Raw genomic sequence first — 15,480 nt, 5'->3', positions numbered from 1 at the left:
CGGAGCGGGAACTCCGGATCACTTTCCCTATGAAAGTGACGGCTTGAACGGGGGTTACGTCTCGAACTTGTAGCCCAGGCCGCGAACCGTCACCAGGTGGCGCGGCGAGCCCGGGTCCGGTTCGATCTTCGAGCGCAGCCGCTTCACGTGGACGTCCAGCGTCTTCGTGTCGCCGACGTAGTCCGCGCCCCACACCCGGTCGATCAGCTGCCCGCGGGTCAGCACCCGGCCGACGTTGCGGAGCAGGTATTCGAGCAGGTCGAACTCCTTGAGCGGCAGCGACACCTCGGCGCCGTCCACCGTCACCACGTGCCGCTCGACATCCATCCGGACCGGGCCGGCCGAGAGCACCAGCGGGGCCAGCTCGCCGTCCGCGCCCGGCTCGCCGCCGCGGCGCAGCACCGCGCGGACCCGGGCGATCAGCTCACGGGCCGAGTACGGCTTCGTCACGTAGTCGTCCGCGCCCAGCTCCAGCCCCACGACCTTGTCGATCTCGCTGTCGCGCGCGGTCACCATGATGACGGGCACGGCCGAGCGCTGGCGCAGCTGCTTGCAGACGTCGGTGCCGCTCATCCCGGGCAGCATGAGGTCGAGCAGCACGATGTCGGCGCCGTTGCGGTCGAACTCCTCCAGCGCGGCCTGGCCCGTCCCGGCGACGGCCGCGGTGAACCCTTCCTTGCGCAGCAGGAAGGCGAGGGGGTCGGCGAACGACTCCTCGTCCTCGACGATGAGAACCCTGGTCACAGGTTTCCTCCATGATCTGGGCTGTCCTGCCCGGTAACCACGAGCCTCGGGGTGCGCTCGGGGGTCTTCTCCTGCCGCGGTGCCGGCGAGGTCTTGGCCGCCCGCGCCGGCTCGCCGGCCGGGTCGGGGCTGACGTGCGCGGGGATGCGCAGGGTGAACGTCGAGCCGGTGCCCGGACGGCTCCACAGCCCGACCGAGCCGCCGTGGTTGGCCGCGACGTGCTTGACGATCGCCAGGCCGAGGCCGGTGCCGCCGGTGGCGCGCGAGCGGGCCTTGTCGGCGCGGTAGAAGCGCTCGAAAACGCGCTGCTGCTCGTCCTCGGCGATGCCGATGCCGCGATCGGTGACCGCGATCTCGACCATCCCGTCGGCGAGCCGCCGGGAGATCGACACCGGGCTGCCGGCCGGCGAGTAGGCGACGGCGTTCTCCAGCAGGTTCGACAGCGCGGTGACCAGCAGCGTGCGGTCGCCCTCGATGAGCAGGCCGCTGGGGCTGTCGGTGGTGACGCTGATGTCCGCGGACTCGGCCGAGAGCGTCGTGCGGCCGAGCGCCTCGCGGACGACCGCGTCGACCTCGACGACGTTGAGGTCCGGCAGCCGTTCGGCGCCCTGAAGCCGCGACAGCGCGATCAGCTCGGTGACGAGCTGGCCCAGGCGGGTGGACTCGCGCAGGATCTTGCCGCCGAAGCGGCGGACCTCCTCGACGTCCTCGGCGGCGTCGAGCACGGCCTCGGTGAGCAGCGCGATCGCGCCGACCGGGGTCTTGAGCTCGTGGCTGACGTTGGCGACGAAGTCGCGGCGCACGGCTTCCAGCCGGATGGCCTCGGAGTGGTCCACGGCCTCGACGACGGTGAAGCCGTCGCCGAGCGGCCGGACCTGCCCGAGCACGGCCTCCGGCTGGCGGCCGCGCGCTTCGAGCGGCGAGAGGTCGATCTCCAGCGGTTCGTCGGTCTCGGCCACCTGCTCGGCGGCCTTGCGGGCCCGCGGATCCGCCTGGTTGACCCGGACCAGGCCCAGCTCGTAGGCACGCGGGTTGTGCAGCACCATGTCGCCGAAGCGGTTGAGCACGACGATGCCGTTGTCGGAAGAGCGGACCAGCCGTTCGAGGAGCTCCGCGACGGTCGGACCCGGCGGCCGGGCTTCTTCCCGGCGGGTGCGCGCCCGCGCCAGGAAGTAGCCGACCACCGCACCGGCCACCAGTGCGCCGATGGCCAGTGCGAGTGAAACAGGCGTGGTCACGGGCCGATCGTAAGCTGAGAAGTGGCCCTTCGGCCTAGCGTTGTCCGCCTTGTCGTGAGCACCGCGACACCTGCGGAGGACATGTTCGCCGGGGCTTCAGGCGGCGTTCACCCGATCGATTCCTCGGCGAGACATTCCGGGCGAATTCACCCCAGGGTCCGCAGGTCTTCGGCGGTGAGCTCGAGCGCCGCCGCGGCGACGTTCTGCTCGAGGTGCCCGACGTCGCCGGTGCCGGGGATGGCGAGCACGTGCGGTCCTTGGTGGAGGGTCCACGCGAGCCGCACCTGCGCCGGGGTGGCGTCGTGACGGCGGGCGACCTCGGCGACCCGCGCGTCCTCGCCGGTACCGCTCGCGACGGCGAAGAACGGCACGAAGGCGATCCCCCGCTCGGCGCACATCCGGACCAGTTCGTCGTCCTCGCGGCGGGCGGTGAGGCCGTACTGGTTCTGGACGCAGACGACGGGCGCGATCTCCAGGGCCTCGGTGAGGTGTTCCGGGCCGACGTTGGAGATGCCCAGCTCGCGGATCAGGCCCTGCTCCCGCAGTTCGGCGAGCACGCCGAAGCCGTCGGCGAGCGAGCCGGTGCCGCGCTCGAGGCTCTGCCCGATCCGGTAGTTGACGACGTCGAGGTGGTCCAGGCCCAGCTCGCGCAGGTTCTGTTCGACCTGGGCGCGCAGCTGGTCCGGCCGGGCCGTGGAGAAGGTGCCTTCGTAGTCGCGTCCCGGGCCGATCTTGGTGGTGATCACCAGGTCGTCGTAGGGCGCCAGCGCGGTGTTGAGCAGTTCGTTGGCCGAGCGCGGGCCGTCGAAGTAGAAGGCCGCGGTGTCGAAGTGGTTCACGCCCAGCTCGACGGCCCGGCGCAGGACGGCGAGCGACGTTTCGCGGGCGCGGATCCCCCCGTCCGAAGTGGACATCAGGCGCATGGCGCCGAACCCGAGGCGGTTGACTTCGAAGGAGCCGAGCTTCCAGGTGCCCGCCGCGGCGGCGGGGAGCGTGTTCGTGGTCATGGCTCCAGCCTTCCGGCCGGGCCGTCGTGACCACCGGGTTTGGCAGTTTGCTGCCACACTGGAACACGTGGAGAAGGTGACCGACGTCGTCATGGTGCGTGGTGAGGCCGAGCTGTTCGAGCGCACGGCGCACCTGTTCGAGGCCGCGACGGAGATCTCGTGCGCGGCCCGCGACCTGCACACGTGGTCGGTGGCGCACCCGGCCGCGCCGGAGCGCGAGCAGTCGCTGCGGGGCATGACCGTGCGCAAGGTCTACCAGCCCGGCGTGCTCATCGACCCCGCGCTGGCCGAGCACCTGCGGACGATGGCCGCGGGCGGCGCCCGGATCCGGATCACCGAACGCGAGATCAACGAGACGATCATCCTCGACCGCCGGATCGCCATCGTGGCCGGCGACCACGTCGCCGGTGTCCGCGGCTACACGGTGATCAGCAGCCCCGCCCTGGTCCAGGGCATCGAGTCGCTGTTCGAGGCGGCTTGGCACGGCGCCACCGACCTGGAGTCGTACCAGGCGCGGTTCACCGAGCTGGGCGCGCGGGAGATCCTCGAGCAGCTGGGATCGGGCTGCAAGGACGAGACGGCGGCCCGGGCGCTGGGCGTCAGCCTGCGCACCTACCGGCGCCGGGTGGCGGAGCTGATGGAACTGCTCGGGGCGTCGTCGCGCTTCCAGGCCGGAGCGCGGGCCCGCGAGGCCGGTTTGCTGTGAACCACGAAGGCCGCGTCACCGGGATCCTGGTGACGCGGCCTTCGGGAAAGCTCAGCGGCCCTGGTTGGCGACCGCGGCCGCGGCTTCCTTGGCGGCGTCGGGGTCGAGGTACTCGCCACCCGGCTTCGCCGGCCGCAGGTCCTCGGTGAGGTCGTAGCGCAGCGGGATGCCCGTCGGGATGTTCAGGCCCGCGATGTCGGCGTCGGAGATGCCGTCGAGGTGCTTGACCAGCGCGCGCAGCGAGTTGCCGTGCGCGGCGACCAGCACCGTTTTGCCTGCGCGCAGGTCCGGCACGATCTCGGACTCCCAGTACGGCAGCAGCCGCTCGACGACGTCCTTCAGGCACTCGGTCAGCGGGGCCTGGTCGCCGAGGCCGGCGTAGCGGGCGTCGCCCGCCTGGCTCCACTGGTCCTTCGGGTCGATCGCCGGCGGCGGGGTGTCGTACGAGCGGCGCCAGAGCATGAACTGCTCCTCGCCGAACTCGTTCAGGGTCTGCTTCTTGTCCTTGCCCTGCAGCGCGCCGTAGTGGCGCTCGTTGAGGCGCCAGTCGCGCTTCACCGGGATCCAGTGCCGGTCGGCGGCGTCCAGCGCGATGTTCGCGGTGGAGATCGCGCGACGCAGCAGCGAGGTGTGCACCACGTCCGGGAGCAGCCCGGCGTCGGCCAGCAGCTGCCCGCCCTGGCGGGCTTCGCCCTCGCCCTGCTCCGAAAGCGGTACGTCCACCCAGCCGGTGAACAGGTTTTCCGCGTTCCACGTGCTCTGCCCGTGCCGCAGCAGCACCAACGTCCCAATCTCGGCCATGGCTCACAGCCTGCCAGAACGCACCGTGCAACCGATCGGTGACCTCCGCCGCATCGAACGCCGGGACAGTGGTCCTACCCAGAGTGCGTTACCGCGGAGTAACACCTCACTCTTCGACAAGTCCACCTGCCAACAGCGCGCAAAATCCCGACGACAGACTGCATACCGTTATCGACATTTCGAAAGTTCACTCGAACGGGCTAGCCAGTAGTCTTGTGATTACCGGCCGGGATCTGACAGGTTGACTACGTCCCGAGCGGCCGGATTCCACGCACTCCCCGGCCGGATTCGGGCGTTGACCGCGGCTCGTCTCCCCCCTGCCGGGCCGCGGCCCGCCGGCCCCGTTGGCACCCCCCTCGTCACCGGGTCCTGATCGGCGGGAACTTCAGCGGGGCGGCTCGAGATCGCGACTCCCCCTCCCTCGAGCCGTCCCGCCTGTTCCGCTCAGCCCTCGCTCGGTTCCGGCGCCGGCCCCACCGGACGTCGACGGCGGTACAGCCACCGGCCGAGCCACGCCAGCGGTACGAGGAACAGCAGGAACGGCGCGACCGCGCCCAGCACGGTCAGCAGGCCGCCACCGAAGACGAGGAACGCGTGCCAGCCGCCGGCCAGCCCGCCGAGGAACCCGCTGTGGTCCTCCGACGGCGGCGGGGGCGCCGCGACGTTGCGGACGGTCATCGCCACGGTCGCCATCGCGACACTGCCGGCGAGGGAGTTCCGCTGCTGTTCGAGGGATTCGAGCGTCGCCTCGCGGCTGGTCAGCTCGCTTTCGACCGAGGCGATCTCCGACACCGAAGTCGCCCGCGCCAGCAGCGCGCGGATTCGTTCCACCGACGCCCGCTGCGTCGCCAGCCGGGCTTCGACGTCGATGACCTGCTCGGTCACGTCCCGGGTGTTCAGCTCCCGCTTCACCAGGCTGCTGCCCAGGTGCGAGAGCTGGTCGAGCACGCCGTCGAGCTTGTCGGCGGGCACCGCGAGGTTGAGCGTCGCCAGCTCGTCGCCGGTGCTCTCCTGGCCGGTGTAGCCGCCCGCGCCCTCCGCGATCCCGCGGGCCTGCGCGACGACGTCGGTGACCTTGGGCGCGGTCAGTTCGAGCCGGGCGCTGCGCGCGAGCTTGCGGTCGGTGGCCCCGGGCTGCGGCGCGGTCACCTTCTCCTGCCCGGCTTTGCCGCTGCCCTGCTGCGGCGCGGCCGGGACCGGCCCGGAACCGGCGCTGTCCGCCGCCGTGGACGACTTCCCCTCCTGCGCCGCCGAGCAGCCGGCCAGCACGAACACCACGCCCGCGGCCGCGAGCCCGGCTCTCCATCGAATCCGCATCCTGCGTCTCCCTCCAGTTTCGACTGGCGAGGGGACGGATGTCCGGTTCCGGGCCGTTGCACGACCTCCGATTACGACTCGGTCAAGCCCGGTTCATGCGGCTTCTCGGGCGCGACGAGGTGCTTGAACGCCTGGAGGTTCGCCAGGGATTCACCGCGAGAGACGCGCCAGTCCCATTCGCGCTTGATCGACGTCGCGAACCCGATCTCGAGCAGCGTGTTGAAGTCGCCGTCGGCCGCTTCCAGCACCTGGCCGAGCACCTTGTCGAGCTCGTCGGCGCTCATCGTCTCCTTGCCGAACCGGCCGACCAGGTAGATGTCTCCGAGACTGTCCACTGTGTAGTGCACGCCGTAGAGCTTCGCGTTGCGCTGCAGAAGGAAGCGGTAAACGTCCTCATGGGACTCGTCGGGACGCCGGCAGACGAAGGCCTCCACCGAAAACGCGTGGTCGCCGTCGACCAGCCAGGCGTTCGTCTGCAGCTTCTTCGTGCCGGGCAGCGTGACGAAGTACTTGCCGGGACCGCGTTTGTCGTACTTCAGCTCGGCCGAGTCCAACGTAGACTGGATCAGCTGGTCCAAGCTCACACCGCCACCTCCGCGCGCAGGTCCAGCGCGTTCCGGAAGGCGCCGGTGGCCTGAGCATAGATGTCGAGGAGCGCGTCCGTCGTGCGGCGCCAGGAGAACCGGCGCGCGTGCACCACGGCGTTGGCGGCGAGTTCGGCGCGCCGGTCCGGGCGCAGGGCGACGGCGGCCAGCGCGTCCGCCCACTCGTCGGCGCCGTGCCCGGGCACCAGGAGACCGGAGACGCCGTGCGGCACCGCCACCGGCAGGCCGCCGACCTCGGCGGCGACCACCGGCGTCCCGCAGGCCTGCGCCTCCAGCGCGACCAGGCCGAACGACTCGTTGTAGCTCGGCACCGCGACGACGTCGGCGGCGCGGAAGACGCGCGCGAGGCGCTCGCCCGGCTGCGGCGGCAGGAACCGGACCTGCCGCTCGATGCCCAGGGAAACGGCCAGCTCGCGCAACGCCTGCGGCTGCTCCAGCCCGGTGCCCGAAGGGCCGCCGACGACCAGTACGACGAGCCGCGAAGCCAGCTCGGGACGGCGCCGCAGCATCGCGGCCGCGGCGTGCAGCAGCACGTCCGGCGCCTTGAGCGGCTGGATCCGGCCGGCGAAGGCGAGCACGACGTCGTCTTCGGCCAGCCCCAGCTCCGCCCGCGCGGCGGACCGGGAGCCCGGCGTGAAGCGCTCGAGGTCGACACCCGGCGGCACGGCGTGCACCGCGTGCGGCTCGGCGTCGTAGAGGTCGATGAGCTGGCGGGCTTCGACCGCGGTGTTGGCGACCAGCCGGTCGGCCTCGGCGACCACCTGCTCTTCGCCGATCACGCGGGTGCGCGGCTCGGGCTTGTCGCCCTCGGCGAGCGCGGCGTTCTTCACCTTCGCCAGTGTGTGCGCGGTGTGCACGAGCGGGACGGACCACCGGTCGCGGGCGAGCCAGCCGACCTGGCCCGACAGCCAGTAGTGCGAGTGGATGAGGTCGTAGTGGCCGGGCTCGTGGAAGGCCTCGGTCCGCAGCACGCCGGAGGTGAACGCGCACAGCTGGGCGGGCAGCTCGTCGCGGCCCAGCGGCTCGAACGGGCCGGCCTGCACGTGCCGCACGGTCACGCCGGGCGCCAGTTCGGCCACCGGCGGCTGACCGGACGCGGTCGCGCGGGTGAACACCTCGACCTCGACGCCGCGGCGGGCCATCTCGGTCGCGGTCTGGCGGACGTAGACGTTCAGCCCACCGGCGTCGCCGGTCCCCGGCTGTTCGAGTGGCGAGGTGTGCACGGACAGCACCGCGATCCGGCGCGGCACAGCGCGGAACCTTCGGATGTTGCTGGTCACCTGGTCACGTCTCCTGCTGCGTCAGCATTCCTCGGCGAACTGCCGGAGCACCGCGCCGAACTCGGCCGCGGACTCGGCGAAGGGCGCGTGCCCCCCACCAACGAACCAACGCCCGGTCGCACCCGGAATCTTCCCGAGGGCGTGTTCGGCCGCCGAGGGCTCGATCACGCGGTCGGCCGTGCCGTGCACGACCAGGGCCGGTTTGTCGATCCCGGCCAGCACGTCTTCGCTGCCGACGTCCCGGCGGAACAGCGCCGAACGGACCGACGGCGGCACGCTCAGCGAAGCCCCGAGCAGGGCCTGGGCCTGCGCGCCCGGCACCGGCCCGCTGGTCATCCCGCGGCTGAACGCGGTGAGCGCCGGGACCGCGATGTCCGGATCGTCCGAAAGCATCGCCCGCATGTGCTCGCGCATCAGCGCGCCGACGCGTCCGCCCGGCCGGTCGCGCCCGATCTCGGTGATCGCGCCGACGAGCACGAGCCCGCGCAGGCGTGCGGTGCCGTGCACCCGGATGTGGTCGGTCAGCACCAGGCCGCCGTAGGACCAGGCGACGACGATGGCCTCAGGGCCGGCGAAGTCGAGCACCGCGGCGAGGTCGTCGGCCCAGGCTTCCGGGGCGTCGTACCCGGTGGCCGGGACGTCGGAGGCGCCGTGGCCGCGCAGGTCCACCGCGACCAGCCGGAACCGCTCGGTCAGGGCCGGGTCGGCGAGCTGCGCGGCCCAGCACCCGGCCGACTGCGCCCAGCCGTGCACGAACACGATCGGACGGCTGTTCTCCTCGCCCTCGACCCGCAGGCCGAGCCGGACCCCGCCGTGCCCGACGACTTCGGTGCGCACGGGTTACTTCGCGCCCAGGCCCTGCCAGGCCGACCAGCTGAAGTTCCAGTCCTTGACGTCCGAGTTCATCGGCGGGCCGAGCTTGGAGCCGGTGATCTCGACCGGGTCGCCGACCAGCGCCGAGTCGAAGTAGTCCTTGGCGTCCGCCTCGAGCAGGTTGACGCAGCCGTGGGAGTTGTTGTTCTTCCCGATGTTGGCCGCGTTGTCCTGGTTCTCGTGGATGAACTCGCCGTGGTTGGAGAACCGGCAGGCCCACTTCTTGTTGACGTTCGTGTAGCCGTAGCGGGCGTTGTCGAAGATCGCCGACGGCTCCTTGCTCATGATGATGTAGGTGCCGTTCGGGGTGTTGCGGTCGACCTCGGCGTCCAGCCCGTTCGCGCACGGGTAGCTCTTGACCTGCGAGCCGCCGCGGTAGACGCGCATCTGGTGGTCCGGGGTGTTGACCTTGACCACCTGGTTGCGGCCGATCTTGAACTTCGTGGTGACGTCGGCCTTGCCGTACGCGCCGCCGCCCAGGTCGACGCCGTACAGCTTCGCCTCGACGTTCACCGTGATGTTCTGCGGCCAGTACTCCTTCGGCCGGTAGTCGACCTGGCTGTCGGAGAGCCAGCCCCACGCGCCCTCGACCTCCTTGTCCGTCTTCACGGACAGGGCCTTCTCGACCGCCTTGCGGTCCTTGACCGGCGACGCGAACTTGACGCTGATCGGCATGGCCACGCCGACGGTCTGGTTGTCGGCCGGGTTGAGCGTGGCGCGGACCTGCTTGGCCGGGTTGATCGTGGTGAATTTGCCGGTGAACTCGACCGGCTTGCCGTCGCTGCCGGTGGCCTTGGCCGAGTAGGTGTAGGTCTTGCCGTAGCCGAGCGGCTCGGAGCTGGTCCAGGTGAGGCCGTCCGGCGCGAGGTCGCCCTTGACGTCCTTGCCGCCGTCGGCGCTCAGCTTGCACTCGGTGAGCTTGCCGTCGGCGACCTTGAGCACGGCGGGCTTGAGCACCGGGACGTCCTTGGCGTCGGCGGCGGGCTCGGCCGTGATCTTCGCCACGGGCTGCGCGCCACCGCCCTCGCCGTCGCTGTTGGCGCCGGTCGGCTTGGCGGTGCCGCCCGTCTCGCTCGAACACGCGGCGGCGACCAGTGCGGCTCCAGCCGCCAGAGCAGCCTTGAAGACCGTACGCCGTTCGATCACCGATACCTCCTGGAATCCCCCGCCGACCAGCGGGCACACGCCCTCTAGCGCTGGTCACCCGACCGACGTTACCCGCCGGTGGGCAAAGTCCCACCAGCCAGGTGGCGGACGTCTTGTCGACAAAGACGTCCTACACACGGACGGGTTGCCCGGTTTGGCTCAAATCACGCAGTTGATCAGCAGCGGTTCGGGGTGCAGCCGGACGCCGAAGCGCTCGTGGACGCCGTCGCGGACCTCGCGGGCCAGGGCGAGCAGGTCCGCCGTCGTCGCGTCGCCGCGGTTGGTCAGCGCCAGGGTGTGCTTCGTCGACAGCGAAACCCGGTTCCCCGGACCGGGGTACCCCTTGGCGAAGCCCGCGCGTTCGATCAGCCAGGCCGCGGACAGCTTGACACCGCCGTCGGCCGGGTACTGCGGGACCTCCGCGCCGACGACCTCGGTGATCCGCTTCAGGACCGCTTCGGCCTCGGCGCTCGGCACGATGGGGTTGGTGAAGAACGAGCCCGCGCTCCACGTGTCGTGGTCGGCCGGGTCGAGCACCATGCCCTTGCCGCGACGCAGCTTCAGGACGGCTTCGCGGGCATCGGCGGCCGGGACGCGGGCGCCGATCTCGACGCCGAGCGTGCGCGCCAGCTCGGCGTAGCGGATGGGCGCGGAGAGGCCGTCTTCGCGGACCTCGAAGCGGACCGAGAGCACCACGCCGGAGTCCGTGCCCTTGAGGACGCTGGTGCGGTAGGCGAAGCCGAGTTCGGCGGCCTCGAGCGTGCGCACTTCGCGCGTCCCGCGGTCGTACAGCTCCACCGAGACGATCGACTGGGCGACCTCGCAGCCGTACGCGCCGACGTTCTGGATCGGCGTCGCCCCCACGCTGCCGGGGATGCCGGAGAGGCATTCGAGCCCGCCCAGCCCGGCCTCGACCAGGCCGGCGACGAAGGCGTCCCAGTTCTGGCCGGCTTCGACGTCGACGATCCCGCCGTCGCGCCGGTAGCCGGTGGTGGCCACCTCGACGAGCGTGCCGTCGAACCCCGCGTCGCCGACCACCAGGTTGGAGCCGCCGCCGAGCAGCAGCACGGGCTCGCCCGCCGCGTCCGCCTCGCGGACGGCGTCGACCAGGTCTTCGCTGGTCGTGGCGCTGACGAAGCGGCGGGCCGGCCCGCCGAGGCGCAACGTGGTGTACGCGGCGAGCTTCGGGAGTTCGGAAGTACGGGGGTTCACCCGCCTGACGGTACTGTTCGGTCCATGGGATCCCGGATCGAGCACCGTGCCGAGTTCGCCGCCGACGTCGCGGCCACGTACGCGGCCGTCGCCGGCGAGGAGGCGCTGCGGGCCCGCCTGGAGGAGCTTGGCGGCCACGGCGCGGCGCTGCTGTCGTACGAGGTTTCGGGGTCGGACCTGCGGTACCAGCTGCGGCAGGGCATCAGCGCGGACAAGCTGCCGCAGGCGGTGCGGACGGTGCACAAGGGCGACCTGATGGTGACCCGCACGCAGACCTGGCGGGTGAGCAAGGACGGCACCGGACGGCAGGGCGACGCCTCGGTCGAGGTCGGCGGCGTCCCCGGCGAGATCAGCGCGCGGACGGCCTTGCTCGCCAACGGCGACCAGACCGTCCTGCGGATCAGCGGCGAGGTCACCGTCCGGATCCCGCTGTTCGGCGGGAAGCTGGAGACCGTGATCGCCGAGCAGGTCACCAAGCTGCTGGAGCGCGAAGCCGAATTCGCCGCGAAGTGGCTCGCGCAAGCAAACTGACCCCGGTCGGCGCCCCGACCCGCGGCACGACCAACCCGAACCGCCTGCGCCGGGTGGACCGCTGGATCGCCTCCGCGCCGCCGACGTCCCGGCTGCTGCGCGCGGCCGGCTCGCCGTTGGTCGTCGACCTCGGCTACGGCGCTTCCCCGGTCACGACGGTCGAGCTGGCGCGGTGGCTGCGCCGGGTCCGGCCGGACGTCCGCGTGCTGGGCCTCGAGCTGGACCCGGAGCGGGTGGCGGTCGCCCAGTCCGCCGCCGCACCGCCGTTCCTGGAGTTCCGCCGCGGCGGGTTCGAGCTGGCCGGGACGCGCCCGGTGCTGGTCCGGGCGTTCAACGTGCTCCGGCAGTACGCCGAGGACGAGGTCGCGGGCGCGTGGGGCCTGATGCTGGACTCGATGCCCGCCGAGGGCCTGCTGGTCGAGGGCACGTGCGACGAGATCGGCCGGTTGTCGTCCTGGGTGCTGGTGGCCCGGTCCGGCCCGGTCTCGCTGACGCTCTCGATGCGGCTGGCGGGACTGGATCGCCCGTCGACCGTGGCCGAGCGGCTGCCGAAGGCGCTGATCCACCGGAACGTGCCCGGGGAACGCGTCCACGCGCTGTTGTCGGCCCTCGACGCCTGCTGGGCGACGGCGGCTCCGCACCAGGCGTTCGGGGTGCGGTCGCGCTGGCTGGAGACGGTCCGGCTGCTGGCCGCGCGGGGCTGGCCGGTGCTGGGGCCGCCGTCCCGGATCCGCCTCGGCGAGCTGACCGTCCCCTGGTCCGTGGTCGCCCCAACGCAGTGAATGACTCATTCCTTGCGTTGGACGCCAGGAATGAGTCATTCACTGCACCTGTTCACCGGGCCACCCCCGCTGCGTCACCCCGAAGTGACCTGCGGTGATCACCATTGAGCCGTGGAACTCCTGGGGCAGGTCACCGAGCTGCTGCGCGGCGCGCTCGGCTCGCCGTGGCTGTGGGTGCTCGTCTTCGCCGTGTCCGGATTGGACGCGCTGCTGCCGTTCATGCCCAGCGAGACCACGGTCGTCACCGTCGCCGTCCTGCTCGGCCCCGACCCCGTGCAGCTCACCCTGCTCGCCGCGGTGGCGGCCGGGGGCGCGTGGGCGGGCGACTGCCTCGGGTACGCCGTCGGCCGGGCGGCCGGTCCGCAGGCCATCGCGCGGCTGCAGCGCGGCCCGGACGGCCGCCGTCGCCACGAATGGGCCCGCGACCAGGTGCGGCACAACGGCGGCCTGCTGATCATCGCCGCCCGCTACCTGCCGGGCGGCCGCGTCGCCAGCGCCCTCGCCAACGGCAGCCTCGGCTATCCCCTACGCCGGTTCGTGCCACTCGACGCCGCCGGCGCGGCGATCTGGGCGGTGTACAGCGTGCTGATCGGCTTCGCCGGCGGCGCCGCCTTCGCCGACGAGCCGGCCAAGGGCCTGCTGCTGTCCTTCGGCCTCGGTCTGAGCCTGGTCTTCGCCATCGAAGCCGGACGGCGGCTACGGTCGGCGCATGCTCGAAGCGATCGACGTTCACGCGGACGCGCTGAAGCGGGCGGCGCTCAAGGCCGGGCCGTCCGCGCGGGTGCCGAACTGTCCGAAGTGGACTGTCCATGACCTGGTGACGCACATCGCTTCCGTGCACGGCGCGGCGATCGGCCGGGTGCTGGACCGGCCGTTGTCACCGACGCCGCCGCCGGACTGGGAGGACGTGCTCGGATGGTGGGACGGCCAGCGCCTCGCCCTGCGCGAAGCCCTGGCGCGGAACCCGGAATCGCCGTGGACTCCCCGGCTGGCCCACGCGACGGCGATCCACCGCCTCGACGCCGAATCCGCCCTCGCGCAGCCCGTGCCGACGCGACTGGCGCCCGAGTTCGCGCGGGGTGCCGACGAAATGGTGTGCGGAGTCCTGCTGCCGAGTTCGGCCGGGTGCGGGGACCGGCTCCCGGCGCCCTGACCAGCGCAAGAGAGAATGCCGGGGTGACCGCTCCCGAACGCCGCTACGTCATCACCTTCGGCTGCCCCGACCGCACCGGCATCATCGCCCGGATCTCCGGGTTCCTCGCCGAGCACGGCGGCTGGATCGTCGAGGCGGCTTACCACACCGACCCGGACACGGGCTGGTTCTTCACCCGCCAGGTGGTCCGGGCCGACTCGCTGCCCTTCGACGCCGCCGAGCTGCGCGCCCGCTTCGGCGAGGTGGCCGCGGAGCTGTCCGCCGAGTCGAGCTGGCAGGTCAGCGACACCGGTGAGCGGCGGCGCGCGGTGATCCTCGTCTCCAAGGCCGGGCACTGCCTGTACGACCTGCTCGGCCGGGTCGCGTCCGGGGAACTCGACGTCGACGTCGCCGCGGTGATCGGCAACCACGACAGCCTCGCCGACATCACCCGCGCGCACGGGATCCCGTTCCACCACGTGCCGTTCCCGGCCGGCGGCAAGCAGGAAGCGTTCGAGCAGGTGCGCAAGCTGGTCGACGAGCACGACCCGCACGCGGTGGTGCTGGCCCGGTTCATGCAGATCCTGCCCGCCGACCTCTGCCGCGAGTGGGCCGGCCGCGCGATCAACATCCACCACAGCTTCCTGCCGTCGTTCATCGGCGCGAAGCCGTACCACCAGGCCCACACGCGCGGGGTGAAGCTGGTCGGCGCGACCTGCCACTACGTGACGGCGGACCTCGACGCGGGCCCGATCATCGAGCAGGACGTCATCCGCGTCGACCACGGCGACTCGGTCGAGGACATGGTCCGCAAGGGCCGCGACATCGAGAAGGTCACGCTGGCCCGCGGCCTCCGCTGGCACCTGGAGAACCGCGTGCTGGTGCACGGCAACCGCACCGTCGTCTTCTGACCCCGGCCTCGTGAGTGTTTAGGCGGGTTAGAACCCGCCTAAACACTCACGAGCCGTCAGGCGCCGATGGTCTTGGCGTCGATGACGAAGCGGTAGCGGACGTCGGAGTTCTCGACGCGCTCGTAGGCCTCGTTGACCTGGTCGGCCGAGATCGTCTCGATCTCCGCGCCGATGCCGTGCTTCGCGCAGAAGTCCAGCATCTCCTGGGTCTCGGCGATGCCGCCGATCATCGAGCCGGCCAGCACCTTGTTGCCGCCGAGCAGCGAGAAGGCGTTGTAGGCCAGCGGCTCGCCCGGCGCGCCGACGTTGACCATCGCGCCGCCGACCTTGAGCAGGCCCAGGTAGGCGTCGATCGGCAGCTTGGCCGACACGGTGTTGAGGATGATGTCGAACTTGCCGCGCAGCACGTCGAAGGTCGCTTCGTCGCTGGTGGCGTAGTAGTCCTTCGCGCCGAGCTTCAGGCCGTCTTCCTGCTTCTTGAGGCTCTGGCTCAGCACGGTCACCTCGGCGCCCATCGCGGCGGCGATCTTGACGCCCATGTGCCCGAGCCCGCCCAGGCCGATCACGGCGACCTTCTTGCCGGGGCCGGCGCCCCAGTGGTGCAGCGGCGAGTAGGTGGTGATGCCCGCGCACAGCAGCGGCGCGGCGACGTCGAGGTCGATGCCCTCCGGGATGCGGCAGACGAAGGCGTCCTTCACGACGATCTGGTTGCTGTAGCCGCCGTAGGTGTTCTCGCCGTCGAAGCCGACGCCGTTGTAGGTCTGGACGTTGCCCTTGACGCAGAACTGCTCGGTGCCGGCCAGGCAGTACTCGCACTCGCCGCAGGAGTCGACCATGCAGCCGACGCCGACGCGGTCGCCGACCTGGTACTTCGTGACGTCCGAACCGACCGCGGCGACCACGCCGGCGATCTCGTGGCCCGGGACCATCGGGAAGATCGCCTGGCCCCAGTCCTCCTTGGCCTGGTGGATGTCGCTGTGGCAGATGCCGGCGTAGGCGATGTCGATCAGCACGTCGTCGGGACGCAGGTCACGGCGCTCGATCGTGGTCGGCGCCAGCGGCGCGCCCGGCGCCGGAGCGGCGATGGCGTGCGTGGTGGTGCTCATGGAACCCTCCAAGTTCAAGTACCGTCGTAAGAGGTCTCATACATGTCCTACGTAAGAGCCCTCTTACATATTTCGACCGAGAGATGTGA

Annotated in this window: 17 protein-coding genes; 6 read left to right on the top strand and 11 right to left on the bottom strand. The window is 71.4% G+C overall.

The features are described 5' to 3' along the window. Window positions 1–54 precede the first annotated feature (54 nt). From ACFPLC_RS17055 to ACFPLC_RS17045, 3 genes are all read right to left on the bottom strand, one after another. A complete protein-coding gene (locus ACFPLC_RS17055) occupies window positions 55–744 on the bottom strand; it encodes a response regulator transcription factor (RefSeq protein WP_285456391.1) in 690 nt (229 codons plus the stop codon). Then, the gene (locus tag ACFPLC_RS17050) at window positions 741–1,982 is read right to left on the bottom strand and encodes a sensor histidine kinase (RefSeq protein WP_378197475.1); all 1,242 of its coding nucleotides are present in this window, start codon (window positions 1,980–1,982) and stop codon (window positions 741–743) included. Before ACFPLC_RS17050 ends, ACFPLC_RS17055 begins: the two co-directional genes overlap by 4 nt. A gap of 146 nt (window positions 1,983–2,128) precedes the next feature. Next, a complete protein-coding gene (locus ACFPLC_RS17045) occupies window positions 2,129–2,989 on the bottom strand; it encodes an oxidoreductase (RefSeq protein ID WP_378197478.1) in 861 nt (286 codons plus the stop codon). A gap of 67 nt (window positions 2,990–3,056) precedes the next feature. Here ACFPLC_RS17045 and ACFPLC_RS17040 point away from each other — a divergent pair, with 67 nt between their 5' ends. Next, on the top strand, window positions 3,057–3,695 hold the full coding sequence (locus ACFPLC_RS17040) for a DNA-binding response regulator (protein ID WP_378197481.1): 639 nt from the start codon (window positions 3,057–3,059) through the stop codon (window positions 3,693–3,695). Between the two features lie 51 nt (window positions 3,696–3,746). Here ACFPLC_RS17040 and ACFPLC_RS17035 read toward each other — a convergent pair whose 3' ends face one another. The 7 genes from ACFPLC_RS17035 to ACFPLC_RS17005 form a co-directional block, all read right to left on the bottom strand. Then, a complete protein-coding gene (locus ACFPLC_RS17035) occupies window positions 3,747–4,496 on the bottom strand; it encodes a phosphoglyceromutase (RefSeq protein WP_191316954.1) in 750 nt (249 codons plus the stop codon). Between the two features lie 444 nt (window positions 4,497–4,940). After that, window positions 4,941–5,813 carry a DUF4349 domain-containing protein gene (locus ACFPLC_RS17030; RefSeq protein ID WP_378197484.1) on the bottom strand — a complete coding sequence of 291 codons (873 nt, stop codon included), beginning with the start codon at window positions 5,811–5,813 and terminating at the stop codon, window positions 4,941–4,943. Between the two features lie 71 nt (window positions 5,814–5,884). Further along, window positions 5,885–6,397, bottom strand: a complete 513-nt coding sequence (locus tag ACFPLC_RS17025; protein WP_364460947.1) for a type III secretion system chaperone family protein — start codon at window positions 6,395–6,397, stop codon at window positions 5,885–5,887. Then, entirely contained in the window at window positions 6,394–7,698 is a 1,305-nt protein-coding gene (gene mshA, locus ACFPLC_RS17020; protein WP_229903205.1) for a D-inositol-3-phosphate glycosyltransferase, read from the bottom strand. Before mshA ends, ACFPLC_RS17025 begins: the two co-directional genes overlap by 4 nt. A gap of 21 nt (window positions 7,699–7,719) precedes the next feature. Beyond that, window positions 7,720–8,535: an alpha/beta fold hydrolase gene (locus ACFPLC_RS17015; protein ID WP_378197488.1), complete on the bottom strand. Its 816-nt coding sequence runs from the start codon at window positions 8,533–8,535 to the stop codon at window positions 7,720–7,722. 3 nt (window positions 8,536–8,538) lie between these two features. After that, a complete protein-coding gene (locus ACFPLC_RS17010; protein WP_378197491.1) occupies window positions 8,539–9,717 on the bottom strand; it encodes a L,D-transpeptidase in 1,179 nt (392 codons plus the stop codon). A 159-nt stretch (window positions 9,718–9,876) separates the two neighbouring features. Next, entirely contained in the window at window positions 9,877–10,929 is a 1,053-nt protein-coding gene (locus tag ACFPLC_RS17005) for a UDP-N-acetylmuramate dehydrogenase (protein WP_378197494.1), read from the bottom strand. 24 nt (window positions 10,930–10,953) lie between these two features. On the opposite strand from ACFPLC_RS17005, the gene ACFPLC_RS17000 reads away from it, so the two are divergent. The 5 genes from ACFPLC_RS17000 to purU all read left to right on the top strand — a co-directional run bounded on the left by ACFPLC_RS17000 (window position 10,954) and on the right by purU (window position 14,285). Beyond that, window positions 10,954–11,460 carry a DUF2505 domain-containing protein gene (locus ACFPLC_RS17000; protein WP_378197497.1) on the top strand — a complete coding sequence of 169 codons (507 nt, stop codon included), beginning with the start codon at window positions 10,954–10,956 and terminating at the stop codon, window positions 11,458–11,460. After that, on the top strand, window positions 11,439–12,242 hold the full coding sequence (locus ACFPLC_RS16995) for a class I SAM-dependent methyltransferase (RefSeq protein ID WP_378197499.1): 804 nt from the start codon (window positions 11,439–11,441) through the stop codon (window positions 12,240–12,242). Before ACFPLC_RS17000 ends, ACFPLC_RS16995 begins: the two co-directional genes overlap by 22 nt. 111 nt (window positions 12,243–12,353) lie before the next feature. After that, a complete protein-coding gene (locus tag ACFPLC_RS16990) occupies window positions 12,354–13,055 on the top strand; it encodes a DedA family protein (RefSeq protein ID WP_378197502.1) in 702 nt (233 codons plus the stop codon). After that, window positions 12,952–13,395 (top strand): maleylpyruvate isomerase N-terminal domain-containing protein, encoded by a 444-nt coding sequence (locus ACFPLC_RS16985; RefSeq protein WP_378197505.1) that lies wholly within the window; start codon window positions 12,952–12,954, stop codon window positions 13,393–13,395. The genes ACFPLC_RS16990 and ACFPLC_RS16985 overlap by 104 nt, the downstream gene beginning before the upstream one ends. A gap of 23 nt (window positions 13,396–13,418) precedes the next feature. Further along, window positions 13,419–14,285, top strand: a complete 867-nt coding sequence (purU, locus tag ACFPLC_RS16980; protein ID WP_310967945.1) for a formyltetrahydrofolate deformylase — start codon at window positions 13,419–13,421, stop codon at window positions 14,283–14,285. Window positions 14,286–14,341: 56 nt separating this feature from the next. Here the strand turns inward: purU and ACFPLC_RS16975 are convergent, their stop codons facing one another. Further along, window positions 14,342–15,391: an NAD(P)-dependent alcohol dehydrogenase gene (locus ACFPLC_RS16975; RefSeq protein WP_378197509.1), complete on the bottom strand. Its 1,050-nt coding sequence runs from the start codon at window positions 15,389–15,391 to the stop codon at window positions 14,342–14,344. Window positions 15,392–15,480 lie beyond the last annotated feature (89 nt).

Origin of the sequence: Amycolatopsis plumensis, assembly GCF_042652605.1 — a bacterium.
In the GTDB taxonomy this organism is placed as follows: Bacteria; Actinomycetota; Actinomycetes; order Mycobacteriales; family Pseudonocardiaceae; genus Amycolatopsis; species Amycolatopsis plumensis.
Note: the sequence above shows the minus strand (reverse complement) of the source record. Positions and strands in the feature narration are given on the sequence as shown.